Here is a 24247-nt window from a genome sequence, read left to right as displayed (position 1 = left end):
TATCGGCGCGGACCGTCACGAACGCGGAGGATGTTCCGATGACCCACCCGAGTATCCGGATCCGGCACGCGGCTGACCTGGACCGCTGCGTCGACGCCCTGCGCGAGGTGCACGAGGCCGACGCATACCCGCTGAACTGGCCGGCGGATCCACGCGGATGGCTCAGCCCGCCAGGACTGCTGGGGGCGTGGATCGCCGAGGGGCCCGGCGGGGTCGTCGCCGGCCACATCGCCGTCCAGCGACCGCCCGGCGTCTCGGACGGCCCCGGCGCGGCCCGCCACGCCGAGCTGTCGCGGCTCTACGTCACCCCGGCGGCCCGGCGCCGTTCGGTCGCCGGCGCTCTGGTCGGCCGCGTCCGGTCGTGGGCCGCGGAGCGTGGCTACGGGCTGACGCTGAACGTCGTCACGGACGAACATCGCTGGGCCGCCGTCGCCTTCTACGAGGCCACCGGCTGGCGGCACTCGCACACCACGGACGCCGACTGGACCGCCCCGGACGGCAGGCCGGTCAAGTTGCGCCACTACATCAACGTGGTGGGGTGAGCGGTTTGCGGGTGGTGCGGGCCGGCGCGGACGTGCGGGTCTACGAGCGGGACGCCGCGCCCGATTCGCGCCGGCTGCACGTGGGCGCGCGGGCCGGCCTCGCCCTCGAGAGGTGCCGGGGGAACCGGCTGCTGCTCCGGGTCTTCGATCACCTACGGCGACGGTGGTCAATGAATACTTGAACGCATGGCATTGATCCGTTGCGACTTCTTCTCCGAGACGCTCGAACTCGGCACGTCCATGACCGTGCTGCTGCCCGGGCGCCCGGGCGAGCAGATCGGGCTCACCGGGCACGGCACCGGCGCGCCGCCGCCGGTGCTCTACCTGCTGCACGGCCTGACCGACGACGACACCGCCTGGACCCGTTACACCTCCATCGAGCGGTACGCGACCGAGCGCGGCCTGGCCGTGGTCATGCCGCAGGTGCACCGCAGCTTCTACGCCGACGAGGCGCACGGCGCCAAGTTCTGGACGTTTCTGTCCGAGGAGCTGCCGGACCTGGTGTCGTCGTTCTTCCGCGTCTCGACCCGCCGCGAGGACACGTTCGTCGCGGGCCTGTCGATGGGCGGCTACGGCGCGCTCAAGTGGGCCCTGCGCGCGCCGGAGCGGTTCGCCGCCGCCGCCAGCCTCTCCGGCGCGCTGGACCTGGCGTACATGACTCAGTGGGACAAGCGCCCGCACATCACCGAGCTCGTCGCCCGGGTCTTCGGCGGCCGCCCGGTCGCCGGCACCGGCGACGACCTGCTGCACCTGCTCGCCACCGCCGGCGACGACCTGCCGCAGTTGCTGCTGCGCTGCGGCACCGAGGATCACCTGGTCGCGCAGAACGAGCGGTTCCTGGCGGCCTGCCGCGAGCACGGCGTCGCGATCGACGCCGCCTTCGGGCCGGGCGCGCACGAGTGGGGCTAATGGGACGCCGAGATCAGGACGGTCCTCGACCGGCTGCCGCTGAAGAACCAGGGCTGACGCTGAGGAACCAGGGCTGACGCTGAAGAACCAGGGCTGACGCTGAAGGACAGGACTAGGAGCGCAGGCTGCTCGCCATGCGGGCCTGCTCCTCGAGGACCTCGTTCATGCGTGCCTGGACGGCGTCCATCTGGCCGATCGTCTCGCTCGTGGTGAGGATGCCGGCCGATACCGTACGCGCGCTGTTCTGGATGCCGGCGATCTGCTCCGAGACCCGCTGGGTGGCCTCGGCGGTCTCCCGGGCCAGGTCCTTGACCTCGCCCGCCACCACGGCGAAGCCGCGGCCGACCTCGCCGGCGCGGGCCGCCTCGATGGTCGCGTTGAGCGCCAGCAGGTTGGTCTGGTCGGCGATCGACGAAATGATCTTGATGACGTCGCCGATCGCGGTGGACGCCTGGCCCAGCGCCTCGACCTCGTTGGTCATGTCGGAGGCGCGGTTGACCGCGTCCTGTGCGACCCGGGTCGCGTCGTCGCTGGCCGCGCGCAGCCGTGAGACCGTGTCCAGCAGGGCGCGGGCGTTCTCCGCGGTGTTCTCCACGGCGCGGACGATCTCGAGCCGCTGCGACACCAGTTGCGCGACGTTGCGCAGCGCGGACGCCCGCGACTCGGACAGCTCGATGACCTCGGCGGTGAAGAAGTCCATCGTGCCGACGATGCGGCCGTTGCTCACGATCGGGAAGCACACGCCCGAGCGCACACCCGCCCCCTGGGCGACGGACGCCCGTACACAGTCGGTGAGCTCGCTGATGTCGCGGACGAAGACCAGGTCCCTGGCCCGCCAGGCCCGGCCGGACAGCCCGACGCCCTCGGCGAAGGTGGCGGCCAGCGTCACCTTGCGGAACTCCTCGCCGACCGAGCCCGAGTCGACCTTGAAGCGCAGCACCTGCTCCTCGTCGTCGACCTCCCAGTACGAGCCGTACGCCCAGCCGAACGCCGCGCGTACCGAATCCAGGGTGTTGCGAAGTGCCCCCGTCGAGTCGGCGGTGTCACCGAGGGCGGCGACCACGTTCGTGACGGCGTTGCGGTCGTCGGCGGCCTGACCCAGCTCGGCGGCGGCGACCGCGCTGAACCGGGCCTGCTCGGCGATGCGCGCGATCGACGCCCACTTCTCGCCGCGCGGGCCGTCGATGTAGAGCGGCTCCGCGGAGTAGTACTCCAGCACCGCGATCTGCTGGTCGCGGTGCATGACCGGGATGACGACGGCGGCCGCCATGCCCGCCCGGCCCGCGGCCTGGCAGCGCAGGCAGTCCTCGCAGCCGGCCAGCGCGCCCAGGTAGACGAAGCGTTTCGTGCTCCACGCCTTGCCGACCAGGCCGACGTCGGCCGGCACGGGCCGGTCCGCCACGACCGCGCGCAGCTCGGGCATGATCGGACCGGTCTCGTACACGACGGCGAGGTTGCCCTCGCCGTCCGGCAGCCAGGCCGCGCCGTAGCTGAAGTTGTGCGACCCGACCGTGCTGTCGACGGTGATCCGCCAGGTGGAGGCCTCGTCGGTGACCTGTTCCAGGTCCGTGATCAGCTTTTCGAGGCTCTCGACGTCCTGTGGGACGGGCCGCAGCGCCGCGACGGACGCCTGACGTGATCGAAATGGGGCCACCGTGTCGCTCCAATGCTGTCCATCACCCGCACCCGCAATTCACTAATCATGGGACAGCGCGGGCGGCCCCGGGCCGGATTGCCGAAGCAGGACACCCCCTAATCGGTGTCGCGGGCCTGCTCGGCCAGGAATCGCTCCAGCTCGGCGCCGAGCTCCTCGGCGGTGGGCAGCGGGCCGTCGGACTCGGCCAGCAGGTTGCCGCGGCGCCCGCGCAGGAACGCGTCGTACTGCGCCTCGAGCGACAGCACCAGCCGTCCCGCCTGCTCGTCGGCGGCGATCTGCTTGTCGACCTCCTCGCGGACCAGCTCGGCGGCCTCGCGCAGCTCGCCGGTGGGCAGGGCCAGGCCGGTCGTGCGGGACACGGAGTCCAGCAGCAGCTCGGCCGCCGCCGGGTAGGCGGTCTGCGCCAGGTAGTGCGGCACGTGCGCGGCGTAGCCCATCGCGTCGTGGCCCGCCTCGCCCAGCCGGAACTCGAGCAGATTGCCGACGCTCGCCGGCACCTGTACCCGCTGCAGCCACGACTCGCGGTCGCCGAGCAGGCGCTGGTCGGTGGCGTGCGCGGTGACGCTCACCGGGCGGGTGTGCGGCACGGCCATCGGGATGGCGTTGAGACCGACGGTCAGTTTCACGCCGAAGCGCTCGATCAGGCCGGTGACGGCCCCGATGAAGCGTTCCCACTGCAGGTCCGGCTCGGGGCCCGCGAGCAGCAGGAACGGCGTTCCGAGCCGGTCGCGGACCAGGTGCAGCGCGAGGACCGGCTCCTCGTAGCTCTCCCAGTGGTCCTCGACGAAGACCATCGAGGGACGGCGGGAGCGGTAGTCGAGCAGCTGGTCGACGTCGAAGGTCGCGAGGACCCGCCCGTCGAGCTGCTCCAGCAGGTGTTCCCGGGAAAGCTGAATCGCACTCCCGGCGTCGACGAAGCCGGTGAGCGCCTGCAGGAGCACCGGGGCGTCCAGCTCAGGCAGGTCTTCGGCCAACTCGTAGAGCCCGTGTGGGTCGAGCACGCTCTTGACCTCCTCAAGATGCGCCCGCGGGGGCGGGCAATGTGGTGTCAACACCGGAACCCGCCCGTTCATTCCTGAGGTCCGTGCGCGGCCCGGTACTCAATGATCTTGCCAAACCTGGTCAGACCTTGAACTGCGACACCAGCGACTGCAGCTCCTCGGCGAGCCGGGACAGCTCGCCCGCCGTACGCCGGGACTCGCCGACGCTTTCGTTGGTGCTCTGCGCGGCCTCGGCGACGGCCGTGATGGTCTGCGCGATCTCCGTCGATCCGCTGGCCGCCTCGGAGACGCTGCGCCCGATCTCGGAGGTGGTCGCGGTCTGCTCCTCGACCGCCGAGGCGATCGTGTCGGAGTAGGCGTTGATCCGCTCGATGACCGCGGCGATCTGAGCGATCGCTTCGACCGCGGCCGAGGTGTCGGTCTGGATCGCCTGGATCCGGCTGGAGATCTCCTCGGTGGCCTTCGCGGTCTCCTGGGCCAGGTCCTTGACCTCGCTGGCGACCACGGCGAAGCCCTTGCCGGCCTCGCCCGCGCGGGCCGCCTCGATGGTCGCGTTCAGGGCCAGCAGGTTGGTCTGCTCGGCGATCGAGGTGATCACCTTGACGATGTTTCCGACCTCGGCGGAGGAGACGCCGAGCTTGGCGACGGTGGTGTTGGCCGACTGGGCGACCTCGACCGCGCCGCGGGCGACGTCGGCGGCGTCGGCGGCGCTGGTGGCGATCTCCCGGATCGACGCGCTCATCTCCTCGGAGGCGGCGGCGACCGTCGCGACGTTGGCGCTGACCTGCTCGGCGGCGGTGCTGACGTGCCCGGCCCGGTTGCTGGTCTGCTCGGAGTTCACCGAGATGCGGCCGCTGAGCTCGGCCATCTCCTGTGCCGAGCCGGCCAGGGTGTGGCTGCTGCCGGTGATCTGCGAAATCGTGTTGCGCATCGTCGAGGTGGCCCGGTCGAGCTGGCCGCCCATCCGCCCGATCTCGTCCTTGGCGGTCACGCCGACCGTGCTCGTCATGTCGCCCTCGGCGATCCGGTCGATGACGTCAGCGACCTTGCGGACCCGCTTCACGAGGCCGGAGGCGATCGCCAGGCCCAGCGCCGTGGCGACCACGAGCCCGACGATCAGCACGATGATGACGAGCATGCGGCCGGACTGGTACGCGGACTCGGCGTCGGCCTTGTTCGCCTCCGCCGCCGCGGCCTCCTGGATGGCGAGCTGCTCGAGGTTGTACTTGGCCCGGATGATCGCCGGCGTGAGCTCGCTTTCGCGCACGGCGATGGTGGCGGCGGGGTTGTCGCCGTTCGCGGCCTTCAGATAGCTGCTCCGCGCGACCTTGTACTTGTCCCAGAGGAAGATGGTCTGGTCCATCAGCGCCGGGTTGACGGTGTTGGCGCGGTACTCGGCGATGTCCTGGTCCAGCTGCGCGTCGAGCGCCTTGATCTGCGACAGCAGCGCCGGGTCGGGCGTCTGGCCGTAGATGAGCACGGCGGCGTGCATGCTGCCGACGTCCGAGGTGATCTCGTTGAGCTGCTGCGCGGCCACGAAGCTCTCGTCGTAGAGGCTGCTCACGGCCTTGTTCAGGGTCGACATCCCGACGATCGCGACAATACCCACCAGGGTCGCGACGATCATCATCGTGCCGACGATGAAGAGGATCTTCGTGTTCAGCGCCCGGTCGGCGATCCAGCCCGCCAACGGGTTCTTCCAGCGCTTCCGGTCGGCGGTCCTGGGCGCGTCGGCAGTCATCGGTGGGCAACCTCGTGGATAGTCCGGCGGGAACGGTTTGTCCCGTTCTCACTATCGACTGCCCCACGGGTCCGCCGAGGTGATATCGGCATGTTCGGGCTCACACCGACAGGACGCTCGCCGCCGCCAGCCGTTCGTGTACCTGCTCGGGGGAGAGCGGCCGGGAGAAGTGGTAGCCCTGGGCGTAGCGGTAGCCCAGCCGGTGCAGCGTCTCCGCCTGCCCGGCGGTCTCCACGCCCTCGGCGATCGCCTGCAGGTGCAGGCCGTTGGTGATCTGGATCATCGCGGTGGCGATGACCGCCTCCTCCGAGCGGCCGCCGATCCCGTCGACGAACGACTTGTCCACCTTGAGGATGTCCGCGGGGCAGGTGCGCAGCAGTCCCAGCGAGGAGTGCCCGGTGCCGAAGTCGTCAAGCGCGATCCGGACTCCCAGCGTCACCAGCTCCTGCAGCGTGTCCAGGGCGATGCCGCCGTCGAACACCGCGGTCTCGGTGACCTCGACCACGAGCTTCTCCGGGTCGAACCCGGTGTCGGCGAGCGCGGCGCGCACGTCCGCGGCGAAGCCGGGCTCGCGCAGCTGGCGTGCCGACACGTTGACGCCGATCTCGGCGGGGGCGCGGCTGCCGAAGTCCCGCTGCCACTCGGCGGCCTGTGCCAGCGCGGTCCGCAGGATCCAGTCGCCCAGCGGGACGATCAGGCCGGTGCGCTCGGCGATCGGGATGAACACGTCCGGGCCGATGAAGCCGTGCTGGGGGTGCTTCCAGCGGATCAGGGTCTCCAGCGACGTCCACTCGCCACCCGGCAGCGCCACGATCGGCTGGTAGACCAGCGTGAAGTCGCCGTTGTCGAGTGCCTGGCGCAGCTCGGCGCCGAGCTGCGCGTCGGCCGCCTGGTCCTGCTCGAGCTTGGCGTCGTAGACGGCGTGCCGGCCCTTGCCGCGTTCCTTGGCGGCGTACATGGCGAGGTCGGCGCGGCGCAGCAGCTCCTGGGGGCTGGCGTCCGGCCACACCTCGGACAGGCCGATGCTGGCGTTGACGAGCAGGTCGTAGCCGAGGGCGTGCACGGGACGGGTCAGCGACTCGGCGATGCGGTCCAGCACCTCGGTGGCCTCATCGCTGCGCAGGCCGTGCAGCAGCAGGCCGAACTCGTCGCCGCCGAGGCGGGCGACCTCGTCGCCGTCGCGGACGGCCTCGCGCAGCCGCTGGGCGACCACGATCAGCAGCGCGTCGCCGACGGCGTGGCCGAGCCGGTCGTTGATCGTTTTGAAGTCGTCGAGGTCGATCAGCGCCAGGCTGAGGGTCTCGCCGGGGCCGATCGCCGCCAGCGCCTCGCTGGTCTGCTGCTCGAACAGGTTCCGGTTGGCCAGGTCGGTCAGGGCGTCGTGGGTGGCGCGGTGGGTGAGCTGGGACTGGTAGCTGTTGAGCTGGACCAGGTTGGTGTCGACCCGGCGCAGCAGCCGCCCGTTCTCCCGGAGCGCGTTGACCTGCCGGAGCACCACCAGCGCGGTGAGCAGGACGGCGCCGAGCGCGACCGTGAACACGGTGCCGCCGGCGGCGTGGCTGACCACGAGCAGCAGCGCGTCGGTGGCGGCGACGGCCACGTACGGCACGAAGCTGAAGCTCCGGTGCCGCCGCTCGGGTACCGCCACCCCGGCTGCCCGGCGCTGCCGGTCGGCGGCGAAGACCACGAACAGCAGGGTGCCGTTGATGAACATCTGCGAGCTGTTCGGGCTCGGCTGCGCGGAGAACAGCAGGGCGAACAGCGCGCTGCCGCCGGCGCCGAAGGCCGCGGCGGCCGCGAGCAGCCGCAGGGCGACGTGGTCGATGCTGCCGGGTCCGGCGTTCGCGACCTTGACGAAGGCGAGCGAGCCGACGAGGCCGAGGGCCATCACCATCATCATCGGGACGACGACCGTGCCGCTCGCGTGCCAGGGGTCCTCGGCCTGACTGATGACGTACCACGCGAAGATGCCGGCGGTGATGCCGACGATGGCCGCGTCCAGGACGAAGCGGACCAGGGCCCGGTTCCGGCCCTTGCGGTTGCGCGTCGGCAGCCGCAGCAGGGCCCAGAGCAGGACCGTGACCGCCAGGGCGTAGCAGGTCATGGGCGGCAGGTAGTCCTGCTCGTCCAGCCGGGCGGGGTTGGTCACGGCCAGGCGGGTTTCGCAGACGACGCCGAGCGTGATCAGGGCGCAGACGAGGGACAGGCTGCGCCACACCCGGCGGGTGGCCGGGCCCAGGCCGGGGGTGGCGGCCGTCCGCCAGCAGGCCCAGGCGGCGATGGCGGCGCCCGCGATCGCCGGCACCCAGCTCCAGGCGGCGTGCGTGCGCTGGTCGGTCAGGTCGACCGCCAGCAGCGCGGTCGACCCGGCGAGCACGACGACGGCCATGATCAGCATCGGGGTCGGCCGCAGCCGCTCCACCCGCCGTTCGTCGCCGCTCGTCATCGTCGCGCCGTCCTCCTGCCGAGTTTCGTTTTCTCTCGCAGGGCCAATCGGTAGGGGTGTGCCCGGAATGAGCAGAACGCCCGGTAGGCGGCGTCACTGGCGAGCGGCGGAGCGTGAACTCAGACGAATAGTTGCCGAGTACGTGCATCTGCACGTGCATCCCGGCGCCCCGGCGGCGCGGCCGGAAGGGTCCTAACATTCGGTATCCCGGCGCCGATGGGTTCTGCATGAACCTCAGAGGGCCGGCGCGGGACAGGGCGGGCACGTTGCCGCCCAAACGCCGGCTCCTGCTGTTCGCGCTCCCGTTGCTGCTCTCCGGCTGCAGCATGTTCACCGCGTCCAAGGGCGGAGCCGGGACGACCGGCGACGCCGAGGCCGCCGGCGACCAGTGGCTGATCGTGGCGCGGGGCAGCGCCACGCCGTCGCCGACGCCGAGCAGGGCCGCCGCCCGGCCGACGCCCACGGCGACCGGCGGCTTCCTTCCGCTGAAGCCCGCGACGCCCCGGCCGACCCCGACCGCCACCTGCGCCCGGGACACCCCGCACTTCGACAAGATCAATGCCCTGCAGGTCACTCCCGGCACCACGTCGGCGAAGGTGCGCTGGTACAACGTCGGCGGTTACAACCTCGTCGAGTACCGGGTCACGGCGATCAACCAGGACCTGGTCGTCGGCACGCAGCGGGCGGTCGGCACGGTGGTCGTCAAGCCGGACAACCCGTGCGGATACCTGACCGCGACGCTGCCGAAGCTGGCCCGCAGGACCAGCTACGTCTTCTCGGTGGACGCGGTCGTGGTCCGGCGCAGCGGCGACGGCACGCACGCCGCGACGATCTTCCGTTCCTCGGTGGTCGACACCAAGTAGTCCGCCCGCCCCGGGACGTGGCTGGCGACACACGCCGCCGCGCGCGGCGCTCTCTAAGCTTCCGAGGCATGGAACCCATTGTCGACACGGTCGTGCTCGTGGCGATCGCCGTGCTCGGCGCCGCGCTCGCCCGGCGGCTCGGCTTCGTCGCGCCCCTGGTCCTGCTGGTGGTGGGTCTCGGCCTCTCCTTCATGCCGGGGCTGCCGCAGGTGCAGATCAAGCCCGAGCTGGTGCTGATCGGCGTCCTGCCGCCGCTGCTCTACGTCGCCGCACTGCAGACCAACGTCGTCGCGTTCCGCCAGGCGCTGCGGCCGATTCTGCTGCTGGCGGTCGGGCTCGTGGTCGTCACCGCGTTCGCCGTCGGCTTCGTCCTGCACGCGTTGCTGCCCGAGCTGCCGCTGCCGGCCTGTTTCGCCCTCGGCGCGGTGGTGGCGCCGCCCGACGCGGTGTCGGCGACCGCGATCGCCCGCCGGATCGGCCTGCCCCGCCGGGTGGTCACCATCCTCGAGGGCGAGAGCCTGCTCAACGACGCGGCCGCGCTCGTGCTGGTCCGGGCCGCGGTCGGCGCGGCCGGCGCGGCGATGACCTTCTGGGACGTCACCGGCCTGGTGGTGCGCAGCGTCGGCGGCGGCGTGCTGCTCGGCTTCGCCTTCGCGATCGGGGCGGCCTGGCTGCACAAGAAGATCGTCGACCCGCTGCTGGACGACGCGGTGTCGCTGCTCACCCCGTTCGTCGTGGTGATCGTCGCCGAGCGTTCGCACACGTCCAGCGTGGTGGCCGTGGTGGTGGCCGGGCTCTACCTCGGGCACCGGATTCCCTACCTGCTGTCGCCGACCTCGCGGCTGCAGATGGAAGCGGTCTGGCGGCTGGTCACCTTCCTGCTCGAGGGCGTCGTCTTCCTCCTGGTGGGCCTGCAGCTGCGCGAACTGATCGGCAGCATCGAGACGGGCGCGGCGACCACGTTCCAGGTCACCCTCGCGGTCTTCCTGACGCTCGTCGTGGTCCGGTTCGCCTACCTCTATCCGGCCACCTACCTGGCCCGGCTCGTGCCGCGGATCCGGGCCCGGGAGGAGCGGCCGCCGATCGCGGTGCCCACGGTCATCGCCTGGGCCGGCATGCGTGGCGTTGTCACCCTGGCCGCCGCGCTGACCCTGCCGCTGCGGGCCGACTACCCGCGCGAGTTGTTCGTCTTCGTCGCCTTCGCGATCATTGTGCTCACGCTGCTGATCCAGGGCACCACCCTGCCGATGCTGGCCCGCCGCCTCGGCGTCGTGCAGGACACCACCGCCGAGGACGCCCTGGCCGAGGCCGGGGTGCAGCACGCCGCCAGCCGGGCGGCGCTGGAACGGCTCGAGGCGCAGGCCGGCGACGCGCCGGCCTCGGTGGTCGACCGGCTGCGGGCACTGACCGACAGCCGGATCAACGTCGCCTGGGAGCGGCTGGGCAATCAGGACCAGGAGACCCCGTCGGCCGCGTACGGTCGGCTCCGGCGGGAGATGATTTCCGCCGAGCGCCATGTCTTCAAGATCGCCCGCAACGAGGGGCGCATCTCCGAAGAGGTGCTCAACCGCGCGCAGCGCGAGCTCGACCTCGAGGAATCCCAGTTGAACCGGAGTGACGATTGACCTGCCAGCACCTCAAAGAAGCCGGTGAACCGGAACCGCGCGCGCCGTACGAGGGCGGGTGCCCGGAGTGCGTTGCCGACGGCCACCGCGACTGGGTCCACCTGCGCCTCTGCCTCGAATGCGGCTACGTGGCCTGCTGCGACTCCTCGCCGCGCCGGCACATGTCGCGGCACCACGCGAGCGAGGACCACCCCGTGATGCGCTCCTACGAGCCGGGCGAGACCTGGAGGTGGTGCTTCGTGGACGAGATGCTCGGGTGACCCGGGGCGGGACAATGGCCGCGGCGCAGTGACGACGTTCACGGCTTAAGCGGGAAGTATGGGCGGGTAACCGGACAGTCGCGGGGACGGCGCCCGCGCCGTCGGTGAGAATTACCGCTGACGCGGCCGCGCAGGACTGAGCGTCGCCGCTCGCGGCGAGGCGCTGCGACCGCAGAGCACCGACGGTCGAGGGTGGGAGCAGCACATGCAGGTCTGGCCGGGTCACCGGTATCCGCTGGGCGCGACGTATGACGGCACGGGCACCAACTTCGCGATCTTCTCCGAGGTCGCCGAGGCGGTCGAGCTGTGTCTCTTCGATCCGTCGGGCAACGAGCGGAAGGTGCAACTGCACGAGCAGGACGCCTTCGTGTGGCACGCCTATCTTCCGGGCGTGGAGCCGGGCCAGCGTTACGGCTATCGGGTGTACGGGCCGTACGACCCGTCGCGGGGGCTGCGGTGCAACCCGCACAAGCTGCTGCTCGACCCGTACGCCCGGGCCGTCGACGCCGACATCGCCTGGCATCCGTCGCTGTACGCCTACGACTTCGACAATCCCGACGAGATGTCGGATCTCGACTCGGCGCCGCACATGGCGAAGGGCGTCGTGGTCAACCCGTACTTCGACTGGGGCAACGACCGGCGCCCGGACATCCCGTACCACCACTCGGTGATCTACGAGACCCACGTCAAGGGGCTCACCGAGCGGCACCCCGACGTGCCCGACGACCTGCGCGGCACCTACGCGGCGATCGGCCACCCGGCGATCATCGAGCACTTCAAGAAGCTCGGCGTGACCGCGGTCGAGCTCATGCCGGTGCACCAGTTCGTGCACGACAACCGGCTCGCCGACCTGGGCCTGCGCAACTACTGGGGCTACAACACGATCGGCTTCTTCGCGCCGTACCACGGCTACTCGGCGATGGGCTCGCTCGGCCAGCAGACCCAGGAGTTCCGGGGCATGGTCCGGGCGCTGCACGCGGCCGGCATGGAGGTGATCCTCGACGTCGTCTACAACCACACGGCGGAGGGCAACCACCTGGGCCCGACGATGAGCCTCAAGGGCATCGACAACCGGACCTACTACCGGCTGGTCGACGATCAGCCCAACTTCTACATGGACTACACCGGTACGGGTAACAGCCTCAACGTGCGCAGCCCGCAGAGCCTCCAGCTGATCATGGATTCGCTGCGCTACTGGGTGACCGAGATGCACGTCGACGGCTTCCGCTTCGACCTGGCGTCCACGCTGGCCCGCGAGTTCTACGACGTCGACCGGCTCTCCACCTTCTTCGAGGTGGTGCAGCAGGACCCGGTGGTCGGGCAGGTCAAGCTCATCGCCGAGCCCTGGGACGTCGGGCCCGGCGGCTACCAGGTCGGCAACTTCCCGCCGAACTGGACGGAGTGGAACGGCAAGTACCGCGACACGGTCCGCGACTTCTGGCGCGGCGAGCCCGCCACCCTCGCGGAGTTCGCCAGCCGCATCACCGGCTCCGCCGACCTGTATCAGGACGACGGCCGCAAGCCCTTCCACTCGATCAACTTCGTGACCGCGCACGACGGCTTCACCCTCAACGACCTGGTCTCCTACAACGACAAGCACAACGAGGCCAACGGGGAGGAGAACCGGGACGGCGACGGACACAACCGGTCCTGGAACTGCGGCACCGAGGGCCCGACCGACGACCGGCGGATCCTGCGGCTGCGGGCGAAGCAGCGGCGCAACTTCCTCGCCACGCTGATGCTCAGCCAGGGCGTGCCGATGATCTCGCACGGCGACGAGCTCGGCCGCACCCAGCTGGGCAACAACAACGCGTACTGCCAGGACAACGAGATCAGCTGGATCGACTGGGACAACGCCGACGAGACGCTGCTCGAGTTCACCTGCAAACTGACCGCGTTCCGGCACCGCCACCAGGCGTTCCAGCGCCGCCGGTTCTTCACCGGGCTGCCGGTGACCGCGCGCGGCGGCGGCGACCCGCTGCCCGACCTGGAGTGGTTCACCCCGGACGGGCGCCAGATGGCCGGCGACGACTGGGGCAACGACTTCGGCCGGGCCGTGGCGCTCTTCGTCAACGGCGAGGGCATCCGCGAGCGCGGCCAGTACGGCCAGCGCCACGTGGACAGCTCGTTCCTGCTCTTCTTCAACGCGCACGACGCGCCGATCGAGTTCTCCACGCCTCCCGCCGAGTACGGCGAGAAGTGGGAGAAGGTCATCGAGACGGCCGAGCCCTCGCCGGACCGGCCGTCGATCGTGGAGTCGGGTACCGCCATCCTCGTGCCGGATCGTTCGCTCATTGTCTTGGACAGGATGGTCTAAATTGCCCCCATCTGCCACCTATCGCGTCCAGGTCCGCCCCGACTTCCCCCTGAAGGCAACGGCCGAACTCGCCGACTACCTGGCAGATCTCGGCGTCAGCCACCTCTACACCGCGCCGCTGCTCACCGCCGTGCCCGGGTCCGAGCACGGCTACGACGTGGTCGACCACGGCCGGGTCGCGCCCGCGCTCGGCGGCGAGCCGGGCCGGCTGGCGCTCAAGGAGGCCCTGGACGCGGCCGGGCTGGGCCTCGTGATCGACATCGTGCCCAACCACGCCGGCGTCGCCGCGCCCGCCGCGAACCCGACCTGGTGGGACGTGCTCCGGCGCGGGCAGGCCTCCGAGTTCGCGAAGTTCTACGACATCGACTGGTCCCGGGGCCGGCTGCTGCTGCCGGTGCTGGCCGACGAGCCGGACGCCCTCGAGAAGCTGACCATCGAGGACTCGCCCGAGGGGCGGGAGCTGCGCTACTTCGACCGTCGCTACCCGATCGCCGACGGCACCGGCGAGGGCACCCCGCGGGAGGTGCACGACCGGCAGCACTACGAGCTGGTCAACTGGACCCGCGGCGACTCGGAGCTGGGCTATCGCCGGTTCTTCGCGATCGTCGACCTGGCCGGGCTGCGGGTCGAGGACCCGGAGGTCTTCGAGGCCACCCACCGCGAGATCCTGCGCTGGTACGCCGAGGGCGCCGTGCAGGGCATCCGGGTCGACCACCCGGACGGCCTGCGCGACCCGGGCGAGTACCTGCACCGGCTGCACGAGGCCGCGCCGGACGCCTGGATCGTGGTCGAGAAGATCCTCGAGCCGGGGGAGCAGCTGCCGAGGTGGCCGGTCGACGGCACCACCGGCTACGACGCGCTCTCCGAGGTCTGCGGCCTCTTCGTCGACCCGGGCACCGAGGCGTTCTTCGACACCCTCGACCACCACCTGACCGGCGCCGAGACGAGCTGGCAGGACCTGGTGCACCGGACCAAGCTGCAGGTCGCCACGTTTCAGCTCGCCGCCGAGCTGGCCCGGATGTGCCGGCTGGTGCCCGACATCGAGGCCGCGCCGAGCGCGCTCGCCGAGCTCGCCGCCTGCTTCCCCGTCTACCGCTCCTACCTGCCGTTCGGCACCCGGCATCTGGCCGAGGCCCGGTCCGAGGCGGGCCGCCGCCGTCCGGCGCTCATCGGCGTCCTGGACCAGCTCACCGCCCGGCTGCGGCGCCCGGACGACGAACTGGCCGTGCGGTTCCAGCAGTACACCGGCGCGGTCATGGCCAAGGGCGTCGAGGACACCGCGTTCTACCGGTGGACCCGGTTCACCGCCCGCAACGAGGTCGGCAACGACCCGTCGAAGTTCAGCGTGCCGCCGAGGGTGTTCCACGACCGCGCCGAGGAGCGGCAGCACCGGTGGCCGGCGGGGATGACCACGCTCTCCACCCACGACACCAAGCGCAGCGAGGACGTGCGGGCCCGGCTCGCCGTGCTCTCCGAGCTGCCCGGCGACTGGACCGAGGTGGTGCGCCGCTGGGTGCGCGCCGCCCCGCTGCCCGACCCGGCCCTGGCACACCTGATCTGGCAGGCCGCCGTCGGCGCCTGGCCGATCGAGCGGGACCGGCTGCGCGCGTACGCGCTCAAGGCCGCCCGCGAGAGCGGCGCCTTCACCACCTGGCAGCGTCCGGACGAGGCGTTCGAGACCGCGCTGCGGGAGCTGGTCGACCGGATCTACGACGACCCGACCCTGCACGGCGAGGTCGCCGGCTTCGCGGCCTCGATCACGCCGGCCGGCTGGTCCAACTCGCTCGGCCAGAAGCTGGTGCAGCTGACCATGCCGGGCGTCCCCGACACCTACCAGGGCACCGAGCTCTGGGACTTCTCGCTCGTCGACCCGGACAACCGGCGGCCGGTCGACTTCGACCTGCGCCGCGACCTGCTCGGCCGCATCGACGACGGGTGGCAGCCCCCGGTCGACCCGACCGGGGCCGCGAAGCTGCTGGTCACCAGCCGGACGCTGCGCCTGCGCCGGAACCGGCCCGAGCTGTTCACCGGCTACCGGCCGGCCTTCGCCGACGGGCGGATCCGCGACCATGTGCTGGCCTTCGACCGCGGCGGCGTGGTGGCGGTGGCCACCCGGCTGCCGGTCGGGTTGTCACGACACGGCGGCTGGCACGACACGTCGCTGTCACTCGACGGCCACACCTGGACGGAAGTCTTCACCAATACCAGCTACGGCGGCAGCCGCCTGGCGGTGGCCGATCTCCTGCACACGTACCCCGTGGCGCTGCTGGTGCGAGAGCAGTGACGCGCTTCGAGGTGTGGGCGCCGGAGAAGGCCGTCCGGCTGCGCATCGACGGGACGGTCCGGGAGATGGAGCGAGGCGACGACGGCTGGTGGCGCGCCGACGTGCCGGAGGCGGGCCCCGGCACCGACTACGCCTACCTGCTGGGTGACCACGACGGTCCGCTGCCCGACCCGCGCTCGGCGTGGCAGCCCGCAGGCGTGCACGGCCCCAGCCGGGTCTACGACCATGCGGCCTTCGGCTGGACGGACGGCGGCTGGACCGGCCGCCGGCTTCCCGGCGCCGTGCTCTACGAACTGCACGTCGGCACCTTCACCCAGGAGGGCACCTTCGACGCCGCCGTCGCGCGCCTGGACCACCTCGCCGAGCTCGGCGTCGACCTCGTCGAGCTGCTGCCCGTCGCCGCCTTCAACGGCGAACACAACTGGGGCTACGACGGGGTCTGCTGGTACGCGCCGCACGAGGCCTACGGCGGCCCCGACGGCCTCAAGCGCTTCGTCGACGCCGCGCACGGCCGGGGCATCGGCGTCGTGCTCGACGTCGTCTACAACCACTTCGGACCCAGCGGCGCGTACGCCCCGATGTTCGCGCCGTACCTGAGCGCGGCCGGCGCCAACCCGTGGGGCGACTCGATCAACCTCGACGGCCCGCTGTCGGACGAGGTCCGCCGCTACATCATCGACAGCGCCCTCGGCTGGCTGCGCGACTACCACGTCGACGGGCTGCGGCTCGACGCCGTGCACGCGCTCGTCGACCACGGCGCGATCAACCTGCTCGAGGAGCTTGCGCTGGAGGTGGACGCCCTGTCCACCCATCTCGGCCGCCCGCTGTCGCTGATCGCCGAGTCGGACCTGAACGACCCCCGGCTGATCACCCCGCGCGAGGCCGGCGGCTACGGCCTGTCGGCGCAGTGGGACGACGACGTGCACCACGCCCTGCACGCGCTGCTCACCGGCGAGCGGCAGGGCTACTACGGCGACTTCGGCTCGCTCGAATGCCTGGAGACGGTGCTGACCGGCGCGTTCTTCCACGCCGGCACGTGGTCGAGCTTCCGCCGGCGCCGGCACGGCCGCCCGGTCGACCGCGCCCGGACGCCGGGGCACCGCTTCGTCGCGTACCTGCAGAACCACGACCAGATCGGCAACCGCGCGACCGGCGACCGGCTGCCGGCGACCCTGTCGCCCGGCCTGCTCAAGGTCGGCGCGACGCTGCTGTTCGCCTCGCCGTTCACGCCGATGCTGTTCATGGGCGAGGAGTGGGCGGCCGGCAGCCCGTGGCAGTTCTTCACCAGCCACCCCGAGCCCGAGCTGGCGGCGGCGGTGCGCAACGGCCGGCGGCGCGAGTTCGCCGCGCACGGCTGGACCGCGGCCGAGGTGCCCGACCCGCAGGACCCGGCGACGTTTCAGCGCTCGAAGCTGGACTGGTCCGAGCGCGAGCGGCCCGGCCACGCCGAGATCCTCGACCTCTACACCAGGCTCATCGCGCTGCGCCGGAGCCGGGCCGACCTGTCGGACCCAAGGCTGGACACCGTCGAGCTCTGGCACGGCGACCGGTACGTGGTGATGCGCCGGGGCGACTGCGCCGTGGCCGCCAACCTCGCCGGGGTGCCGCAGACGGTCAGCCTCCGGGCGGCGCCGCGCAGCGTGCTGCTGGCGACCGGGCCGGGCGTGGCGCTGCAGCGCGACCGGGTCGATCTGCCACCGGAGACCGCCGTGGTGGTCGCCTTCCGTTAGCCTGGCCCACCATGCTCGCCGACGCCGTCGTGATCGCCGCCATCCGCGGCTACCGCAGGATCTCGCCGCGGCTGCCCGCCCGCTGCCGCTTCACGCCGACGTGCAGCGCCTACGGCCTCGAGGCCGTCCAGCGCTACGGCGCCGGCAAGGGGCTGCGGCTCACGGCCGGCCGGCTGCTGCGCTGCCGGCCGGGTGTCGTGTTCGGGACCGCCGACCCCGTTCCGTGACATTGGTCGGGCATCATTGCCGCTCCGATACGGGTGCGGGAGGGCATTGCCGACGATGGACGAGGACAGCGGCGAGGCCCGGTTCCGCAAGGCGGTGATCCATCGGCGGGCGCCGGTGCGCAGCCGCCCCCGCCCGGCCCGCGCCCAGCGCGCGCTGCACGGGCTGCGGCGCACCTTCACCCAGCCCGATCAGACCGTGCGCACCTGGGGCGGCTCGCTGGCGCCGTGGCGCCTGACGGCGGTCGGCGTGGTGCTCATCCTGGCGCTCGGGTTCTTCTGGGTGCGGCTGTTCCACATCGGGCCGCCCTCGGTCGAGGACCTGCGCCGGGCCGCCGGCGTCGACGAGTGGAAGACGCTGCCGATCGGCGTCAAGGACGACCAGCCCGGCATCGCCGAGCGCGATCCCGCCACCGGCGACTGGCGGGGTTTCGACATCGACATCGCCTACATGATCGCCGAGGATCTCGGGTTCCGCCGCGACGAGGTGGAGTTCTACGGCATCGAGAGCGAGGACCGGGCCCGGATGGAGGCGACCGACCTCAAGGGCAAACCGGTGCAGGTCAAGATGGTGATCGCGAGCTTCAGCATCACGAAGGACCGCGAGGACATGCCCAACGTCATGTTCACGCAGTCGTACCTGCACACCGAGCAGTCGGTGATCACGTTGAAGGGCCACGGCAAGGTCGCCAGCCTCGAGGAGTTCAAGGGCAAGACGGTCTGCACGCTGTCGAGCTCGACCAGCGCCCTGGCGGCCGCGAAATCCGGCGCCAGGCTGACCCGCCGCAACCGCGTCTCGGAGTGCTTCGAGCTGCTGGACAACGAGAAGGTCGAGGCGATCACGACCGACGCGGCGATCCTCGGCGGCTACAAGTACCGATACCCGGACAAGTACGACCACTGGGACCTGGGGCTGGAGAATACCGAGGCCTGGGGCGTGAGCGTCGGCGCGAACGAGGCCCTGCGCGACCTGGCGAACCTCACCCTGTACCGGTCCTTCGAGGACCCCAAGGACGCGCGCTGGGAGAAGGCGTACGTGGCGAACATCCTGCCCGAGACCGCGGCGAACAAGACGGTCGACGGCAAGCGCGTGCCGCTGGCCCGCCCGCAGCAGCCCGACACCACCCGCCCGCGGGTGCGCGAGCTGCCGTGGGAGGAGGTGGTCCCGTGACCGTGACGCCGCTGCCCCGGCCGCCGCGCCGGGTCCGCCGCAACCAGCTCAACTGGCTGCTCACCGCCCTGCCGGCGTTCCCGCTGGTGCTGCTCGTGCTCCGGCTCTGGTATCTGAGCCGCCAGGACCTGCCGACGATGCTGCTCCTGGTGCAGTACATCAGCCCGCTCGGCATGATCAGCGCGTTGATCATCACGTTGATCTGGACGGTGCCGGCGGTGGTGCTGGTGCTGCGCGCCCTCGGCGGCCTGCTGCTGGTCAGCTCGCCGGACCCCGAGGACGCGGCCCGGCGCTCGCTGCTGGCGCTGACCGCCCTGCGGATGCCGGACTGGGTGGTGGCGGTCGCGGTGGTGCTGGCCGGCTTCACCTGGCAGCTGCGCCTGCTGCCCGCCCTGATAATGCTGACCGCGGTCATCGTCGCGCTGACCGCGGTGCAGCGCTATCCGGGCGAGCGCCGGATGCTGACCGTGGTGACGCTCGTGGTGCCGGTCGCGCTCGGCCTGGTGGTGCTGATCTGGGTCTGGCCCGGCATCCGGACGGCCCTCGCGGCGGGCGACGCCGGCACCGCCGTGCTGCTGCTCGTGCCCGCGCTGCTCGGCTGGTTGCTCACCGGCCCGGTGCCGCCGCGCGCGGCCCGGCTCGCGACGCACTGGCCCGCCGTCGCGGCGATGATCGCCGCCCCGTTCGTGATCGGCGTCGTCTTCCTGCGCGCGCCGGTGCTGCCCAACAGTGCGGTCGAGGTAGCCGAGCGTGACGGGGCGCCGATCCGGGTGATCCGCGGTCAGCTGATCACCGTCGACGACACCGCCACCACGATCCTGCAGCGCGGCGGCGAGGTGGTGTTCATCCCGAACGGCGAGGTGCGGTCCAAGACCCTGTGCCCCGAGCCGATCCGGACCCAGAAGAGCCGGATCACCGTACGCGGATGGGCGATCGACGAGTCCGTGCTCGAGTGGGTGGCGCCCACCCGGCGGGCCGTCGACGTCGACTCGCGCTGCCTCGGGCGGCCAGATAACCGCCCGGGGTAGCGGATTTGCGCAGGTACGGGCAGGTTGTCGCGACGCGCCGCCGACCACTTGCAGACAGGCTGGACCTGACCTGGCAGGCTGCACGCCATGACCTTGCACCTGCGGTGGGCGGCCGTCACCGATAAAGGCCACGTCCGGAGCAACAACCAGGACGCCTATTACGCCGGTGACCGGCTTCTCGTCGTCGCCGACGGCATGGGCGGCATGGCCGCCGGTGACGTCGCGAGCCGCATCGCCGTCGAGGCGATGAACTCGCTCGACGTCGCGATCGACAACGACAGCCAGATGGATGCGTTGCACAAGGCGCTGGAGGTGGCGAACGGCCGGATCGCCGAGACCGTCGCCGCCGACCCGGCCCTGCAGGGCATGGGCACCACGCTGACCGCCGTGATCTTCTCCGGCGACCGCGCCGCGCTGGCGCACGTCGGCGATTCCCGTGCCTACCTGCTGCGCGACGGCCGGCTGAACCAGCTCACCAAGGACGACACGTACGTCCAGATGCTCGTGGACCAGGGACTGATCCGGCCGGAGGAGGCGGGCAGCCACCCCCGCCGCGCGGTGGTCACCCAGGCGCTGCAGGGCGAGCCGGTCAGCCCGTCCTATGTCATCGTCGAGCCGGAGGCGGGCGACCGCTGGCTGCTGTGCAGCGACGGTCTCACCACGGTGGTCTCCGCCGAGCAGATCGAGGCCGAGATGCTCGCCGGTGACGCGCCGCAGAGCTGCGCCGACCGCCTGCTCGACCTGGCCCTGCAGGGCGGCGGCCCGGACAACATCACGGTGATTGTCGCCGATCTGACAGCCATCGACTGATCGTCGTCCTCAACCGCACCTGCGGACTTTCCGCACGGGGCGAGGGCTGCGGTACCTTACTCCGGTCGCGGGACGGCCAGCCGCGGCCCTGCTGCGGGTGGTGATGACGACGGAACGGCTGTGGGCACGGTCAGCCGTGACGCTGGTGATCGCCGCCGCCGTCACGCTGACCGGGATGTTGGCGGTTCCCGCCGGTCCGGGCCGGCAACTCTTCAACGACGCCACCCAGTTCGTCCTGGGCGGTTTCGCGGCCCTGGTCTGCATCGGCGCTGGCCGCGAGCGGTCCGGCCCACGGCGCCGCTGGCGGCTGCTGATCGGCGCGGGGCTGGCCACCTGGGCCGCCACCCGGCTCTGGTTCACGGTCCGCGATCTCGTCGACCCCGGCTGGACGACCTCGGCCACGCCGAACGACGTCGGCTTCCTGACCCTGCAGCTGTTCGTGTTCCTGGCCCTGATCGCCGGCTCGATGGGGCTGCCGCGGCCGCCGCAGGCGTCGCTGCGCCGGGACCGGGTCGTGCTGGTCATCGACAGCCTCCTGGTCGCGGGCTCGCTGCTCGCCCTGATCTGGTCGGCGCTGCCCGGCGGGCTGCTCGACGACGTGCTGGTGCACCCCTGGGTGGCCGGCACCGCGGCGGCCTACCCGATCGCCGACCTCTGGCTGGCCGTCATGGTCGCGCTGCTGCTGACCACCCGGCCGACCTCGCGGGCCGGACGGATCCCGCTGCGGCTGATGGGGCTGGCGATGGTGGCGTTCGGGGTCGCCGACGCGCTGCGCCTGGTGCACCTGGGCACCGGGGTGGTGTCGCCGGCCGAGTCCGCCGGCTATCTGCTCGGCCCGTCGCTGCTCGCCCTCGCGGCGCTCAGCAACCCGGGCCGGCTGGAGAGCCCCGCCGCCGACCGGGCCGACGCGGACTGGCTGCACCTGCTGCTGCCGTACCTGCCGGTGGTCGCGACGGGGGTGGTCATCGCGGTGCGCACCGGCGCGGGCGGGCAACTGACCTCCTACGAGGCCTATCTGGGCTGGCTCGGGCTCGGCCTGGTCGTGGCCCGGCAGATGTTCACCATCGTGGACAACACGGTGCTGCTCGCCCGGATCTCCGAGGGCCAGCAACGGCTGCACCATCAGGCCTACCACGATCCGCTGACCGGTCTGGCCAACCGCGCGCTGTTCCGCGAGCGGCTGGTGCTGGCCCTCGACGACCATCGCTACCGCGGCGTGCCGGTGGCGCTGATCTTCGCCGACCTCGACGACTTCAAGCTCATCAACGACAGCTTCGGCCACGCGATGGGCGACCGGCTGCTGCGCGCGATCGGCGAGCGGCTCGTCGCCTGCGTCGGCGCGGGCGACCTGGTCGCCCGCCTCGGCGGCGACGAGTTCGCGGCGCTGCTCGAGCGGCCCGCCGACGAGGCCGAGCCGGCCGCGCACCGCATCCTCGCGGCGCTGCGCGAGCCGTTCGTGATCGACGGGCACACCGTCGGCATCAGCGCCAGCCTCGGCCTGGTGCTGTCCGATCCGGCCGACTCCGACCTGACCGCCGACACCCTGCTGCGCCGCGCCGACGCCGCCATGTACGTGAGCAAGCGGCGCGGCAAGAACGCGCTCGCCCGTTACTCCGGCGGCGCGGACGGCGGCCCGAACGCCGACCTGCCGCACCTGCTGGCCCGGGCGCTGTCCGGCGAGCCGGCCGCGGCCGGGTTCGAGGTCTACTACCAGCCGATCGTGCGCCTGTCGGACGGCGCGATCGTCGCGGTGGAGGCGCTGGCGCGCTGGACGGACCCGGTGGCGGGCCCGGTGGATCCGGACGTCTTCGTGACGGTGGCCGAGCGGACCGGGCTGGTCGCCGCGATCGACGACTTCGTGCTCGACCGGGCCTGCGCCGACGCCTCGGCGCTGGCGAGCACCTACGGCCGGCCGATCGACATGCACGTCAACGTGTCCGCGGCCCGGCTCGGCCAGCACGGGCTGGAGGAGGCGGTCGACCGGGCGCTGCAGCGGCACTCGGTGCGGGCGTCCCGGCTGGTCGTCGAGATCACCGAGACCCGCCGGATCCCGGACATGCCCCGGGCGGTGGAGGTCGCGGAGCGGCTGCGCCGGCGCGGCGTGCGGGTGGCGCTGGACGACTTCGGCAGCGGTTACAACGCGCTGGCCCAGCTGCACTCGCTGCCGGTCGACATCGTCAAGCTGGACTCGACACTGACCGATGTGGACAGCTCGCCGGAGCGGGCGGGCGCGCTGTGCCGCTCGGTGCTGGCGATCTGCGCCGAGCTGAACATCGCGGTGGTGGCCGAGGGGATCGAGACGCCCGCGCAGGCCCGGGCGCTGGCGGCGCTCGGCTGCGACTTCGGCCAGGGCTACCTGTTCGGCCAGCCCGGCCCGGTGCACCGGCTGGCCGCGATGATCCCCGCCCAGCCCGCGCCGCAGTCGAGCACCCACCTGGCCTCCTAGGACGGCCGGCCGGGCCCGCCGGGCCGGTCAGGACGAGCGGCGGTTGAGGCGGCGGGTCGGTTCGGCGGTCGTCGGATCCTCCGGCCACGGGTGCCGGGGGTAGCGCCCGCGAAGCTCCGCCCGGACCTGCGGATAGCCGGTCGACCAGAAGGACGCCAGGTCCCGGGTCACCGCGACCGGGCGGCCGGCGGGCGACAGCAGATGCAGCAGGACCGGGATGCGTCCGTCGGCCAGCCGCGGCGCCTCGCGCCATCCGAAGGCCTCCTGCACCTTCACGGCCAGGACCGGGGCCGCGGGGTCGGCGTAGTCCACCCGGACCCGGGAACCGCTCGGCACCGGCAGCCGCTCCGGCGCCACCTCGTCCAGCCGACCGGCCACCGACCAGGGCAGCAGCCGGCGCAGCGCCGCGGCGACGTCGATCTTCGCGAGGTCGGCGCGGCGGCGGGCCGGGCCCAGCGGCAGCCAGGCGTCGGCGCCGGCGAGCAGGGCGTCGTCGTCCACGGCCGGCCAGGGCTCGCCCAGCGCGGCGTGGGCGAACGCCAGCCGCTCCCGCAGTTCGGTCGCCGTCCGCGACCAGGTGAGCAGGCTCAGGCCCTCGCGGCGCAGCCCGTCGACGAGGGCCGCCCGCACGTCGGCGGGCTCCGGGCGCTCGATCCGGCGCTCGCTCAGGACGATCGCGCCGAGCCGGTCGACGCGCCGGGCGACCACGTCGCCGTCGATCCAGCCGATCTGGTCGCCGGTCTCGCGCAGATTCGCCGCGGCCTCCCGGGCGCTCTCCTCGTCCAGCGGCGCGGCGCTGCGGATCCGGGCGGTGCGGGCACCCGGCGCCCGGTCCGCGTCCGCGACCGCCAGCCAGGGCGCCCCCGCCAGGCCGCTGCCGTCGCTGAGCTCCGCGGCGGTCCCGCCCGCCATCAGGTACGCGCGCCCGCCCGGCTCGCGGGCCCGGGCGACCCGTTCGGGGTACGCGAGCCCGATGATCAGCCCCGCCGCCAGGTCGTCCGGCAGCCGCCCGCTGCCGCCGGACCCGCCCGCGGGGGCGTCCGGGTTGCGGGTGATCGCCGCGGCGAGGCGGCGGACCTCGGCGCGCCAGGCGCCGTCGTTGTCGGCCCGCGCGCTGCGCCAGGCCGCGACCAGATCGCTGGTGCGGGTCCGGTCGGCGTCCAGCAGCGCAACGACCTCGGCGGCCCGCCGGG

At 72.1% G+C, this 24247-nt stretch carries 19 protein-coding genes; 14 read left to right on the top strand and 5 right to left on the bottom strand.

Translation table 11 applies throughout. The features are described from left to right. Positions 1–38 precede the first annotated feature (38 nt). The 3 genes from AB0F10_RS25240 to AB0F10_RS25230 are packed head-to-tail and all read left to right on the top strand — an operon-like array spanning position 39 to position 1451. On the top strand, positions 39–542 hold the full coding sequence (locus tag AB0F10_RS25240; protein ID WP_360629717.1) for a GNAT family N-acetyltransferase: 504 nt from the start codon (positions 39–41) through the stop codon (positions 540–542). After that, positions 539–724: a hypothetical protein gene (locus AB0F10_RS25235; protein WP_360629714.1), complete on the top strand. Its 186-nt coding sequence runs from the start codon at positions 539–541 to the stop codon at positions 722–724. The genes AB0F10_RS25240 and AB0F10_RS25235 overlap by 4 nt, the downstream gene beginning before the upstream one ends. Positions 725–728: 4 nt before the next feature. After that, positions 729–1451: an alpha/beta hydrolase-fold protein gene (locus tag AB0F10_RS25230; RefSeq protein WP_360629711.1), complete on the top strand. Its 723-nt coding sequence runs from the start codon at positions 729–731 to the stop codon at positions 1449–1451. A 112-nt stretch (positions 1452–1563) separates the two neighbouring features. Here AB0F10_RS25230 and AB0F10_RS25225 read toward each other — a convergent pair whose 3' ends face one another. The 4 genes from AB0F10_RS25225 to AB0F10_RS25210 all read right to left on the bottom strand — a co-directional run bounded on the left by AB0F10_RS25225 (position 1564) and on the right by AB0F10_RS25210 (position 8296). Next, a complete protein-coding gene (locus tag AB0F10_RS25225) occupies positions 1564–3105 on the bottom strand; it encodes a methyl-accepting chemotaxis protein (RefSeq protein WP_360629708.1) in 1542 nt (513 codons plus the stop codon). A 98-nt stretch (positions 3106–3203) separates the two neighbouring features. Then, positions 3204–4109 carry a PAC2 family protein gene (locus AB0F10_RS25220; RefSeq protein ID WP_360629705.1) on the bottom strand — a complete coding sequence of 302 codons (906 nt, stop codon included), beginning with the start codon at positions 4107–4109 and terminating at the stop codon, positions 3204–3206. A gap of 121 nt (positions 4110–4230) precedes the next feature. Next, complete coding sequence (locus tag AB0F10_RS25215) at positions 4231–5850, bottom strand: methyl-accepting chemotaxis protein (RefSeq protein WP_360629702.1); 1620 nt, start codon at positions 5848–5850, stop codon at positions 4231–4233. 100 nt (positions 5851–5950) lie between these two features. Next, complete coding sequence (locus tag AB0F10_RS25210) at positions 5951–8296, bottom strand: bifunctional diguanylate cyclase/phosphodiesterase (protein ID WP_360629699.1); 2346 nt, start codon at positions 8294–8296, stop codon at positions 5951–5953. A gap of 227 nt (positions 8297–8523) precedes the next feature. Between AB0F10_RS25210 and AB0F10_RS25205 the strand changes: the two genes are divergently transcribed. The 11 genes from AB0F10_RS25205 to AB0F10_RS25155 all read left to right on the top strand — a co-directional run bounded on the left by AB0F10_RS25205 (position 8524) and on the right by AB0F10_RS25155 (position 23054). After that, a complete protein-coding gene (locus AB0F10_RS25205; protein WP_360629696.1) occupies positions 8524–9159 on the top strand; it encodes a hypothetical protein in 636 nt (211 codons plus the stop codon). 68 nt (positions 9160–9227) lie between these two features. Next, entirely contained in the window at positions 9228–10784 is a 1557-nt protein-coding gene (locus AB0F10_RS25200; RefSeq protein WP_360629693.1) for a Na+/H+ antiporter, read from the top strand. Further along, on the top strand, positions 10781–11044 hold the full coding sequence (locus AB0F10_RS25195) for a UBP-type zinc finger domain-containing protein (RefSeq protein ID WP_360629690.1): 264 nt from the start codon (positions 10781–10783) through the stop codon (positions 11042–11044). Before AB0F10_RS25200 ends, AB0F10_RS25195 begins: the two co-directional genes overlap by 4 nt. Positions 11045–11249: 205 nt before the next feature. Continuing rightward, complete coding sequence (gene glgX / locus AB0F10_RS25190) at positions 11250–13361, top strand: glycogen debranching protein GlgX (RefSeq protein WP_360629687.1); 2112 nt, start codon at positions 11250–11252, stop codon at positions 13359–13361. A 1-nt stretch (position 13362) separates the two neighbouring features. Then, positions 13363–15645, top strand: coding sequence for a malto-oligosyltrehalose synthase (treY, locus tag AB0F10_RS25185; protein ID WP_360629684.1), 2283 nt, complete (start codon positions 13363–13365; stop codon positions 15643–15645). Then, complete coding sequence (gene treZ / locus AB0F10_RS25180) at positions 15642–17375, top strand: malto-oligosyltrehalose trehalohydrolase (protein WP_360629681.1); 1734 nt, start codon at positions 15642–15644, stop codon at positions 17373–17375. Before treY ends, treZ begins: the two co-directional genes overlap by 4 nt. A gap of 11 nt (positions 17376–17386) precedes the next feature. Beyond that, complete coding sequence (yidD, locus tag AB0F10_RS25175) at positions 17387–17602, top strand: membrane protein insertion efficiency factor YidD (protein WP_360629678.1); 216 nt, start codon at positions 17387–17389, stop codon at positions 17600–17602. Between the two features lie 55 nt (positions 17603–17657). After that, on the top strand, positions 17658–18770 hold the full coding sequence (locus AB0F10_RS25170; protein ID WP_360629675.1) for a transporter substrate-binding domain-containing protein: 1113 nt from the start codon (positions 17658–17660) through the stop codon (positions 18768–18770). Further along, a complete protein-coding gene (locus AB0F10_RS25165) occupies positions 18767–19798 on the top strand; it encodes a hypothetical protein (protein WP_360629672.1) in 1032 nt (343 codons plus the stop codon). Before AB0F10_RS25170 ends, AB0F10_RS25165 begins: the two co-directional genes overlap by 4 nt. Positions 19799–19885: 87 nt before the next feature. Further along, a complete protein-coding gene (locus AB0F10_RS25160; protein WP_360629669.1) occupies positions 19886–20608 on the top strand; it encodes a PP2C family serine/threonine-protein phosphatase in 723 nt (240 codons plus the stop codon). 136 nt (positions 20609–20744) lie between these two features. Next, positions 20745–23054 carry a bifunctional diguanylate cyclase/phosphodiesterase gene (locus AB0F10_RS25155; protein WP_360629666.1) on the top strand — a complete coding sequence of 770 codons (2310 nt, stop codon included), beginning with the start codon at positions 20745–20747 and terminating at the stop codon, positions 23052–23054. Between the two features lie 27 nt (positions 23055–23081). On the opposite strand, the gene AB0F10_RS25150 is transcribed toward AB0F10_RS25155, so the two are convergent. Then, positions 23082–24247 (bottom strand): ATP-dependent helicase C-terminal domain-containing protein (locus tag AB0F10_RS25150; protein ID WP_360629663.1); only part of this gene is annotated, 1166 nt, incomplete at its 5' end.

The sequence above is a fragment of the Actinoplanes sp. NPDC026623 genome (assembly GCF_040638275.1).
GTDB lineage: Bacteria > Actinomycetota > Actinomycetes > Mycobacteriales > Micromonosporaceae > Actinoplanes.
Note: the sequence above shows the minus strand (reverse complement) of the source record. Positions and strands in the feature narration are given on the sequence as shown.

Coding starts and splice junctions, on each gene's coding strand:
- AB0F10_RS25240 (WP_360629717.1), top strand. CDS start 39: ATGACCCACCCGAGTATCCGGATCCGGCACGCGGCTGACCTGGACCGC.
- AB0F10_RS25230 (WP_360629711.1), top strand. CDS start 729: ATGGCATTGATCCGTTGCGACTTCTTCTCCGAGACGCTCGAACTCGGC.
- AB0F10_RS25215 (WP_360629702.1), bottom strand. CDS start 5,850: ATGACTGCCGACGCGCCCAGGACCGCCGACCGGAAGCGCTGGAAGAAC.
- AB0F10_RS25210 (WP_360629699.1), bottom strand. CDS start 8,296: ATGACGAGCGGCGACGAACGGCGGGTGGAGCGGCTGCGGCCGACCCCG.
- AB0F10_RS25205 (WP_360629696.1), top strand. CDS start 8,524: ATGAACCTCAGAGGGCCGGCGCGGGACAGGGCGGGCACGTTGCCGCCC.
- AB0F10_RS25200 (WP_360629693.1), top strand. CDS start 9,228: ATGGAACCCATTGTCGACACGGTCGTGCTCGTGGCGATCGCCGTGCTC.
- glgX (WP_360629687.1), top strand. CDS start 11,250: ATGCAGGTCTGGCCGGGTCACCGGTATCCGCTGGGCGCGACGTATGAC.
- yidD (WP_360629678.1), top strand. CDS start 17,387: ATGCTCGCCGACGCCGTCGTGATCGCCGCCATCCGCGGCTACCGCAGG.
- AB0F10_RS25170 (WP_360629675.1), top strand. CDS start 17,658: ATGGACGAGGACAGCGGCGAGGCCCGGTTCCGCAAGGCGGTGATCCAT.
- AB0F10_RS25160 (WP_360629669.1), top strand. CDS start 19,886: ATGACCTTGCACCTGCGGTGGGCGGCCGTCACCGATAAAGGCCACGTC.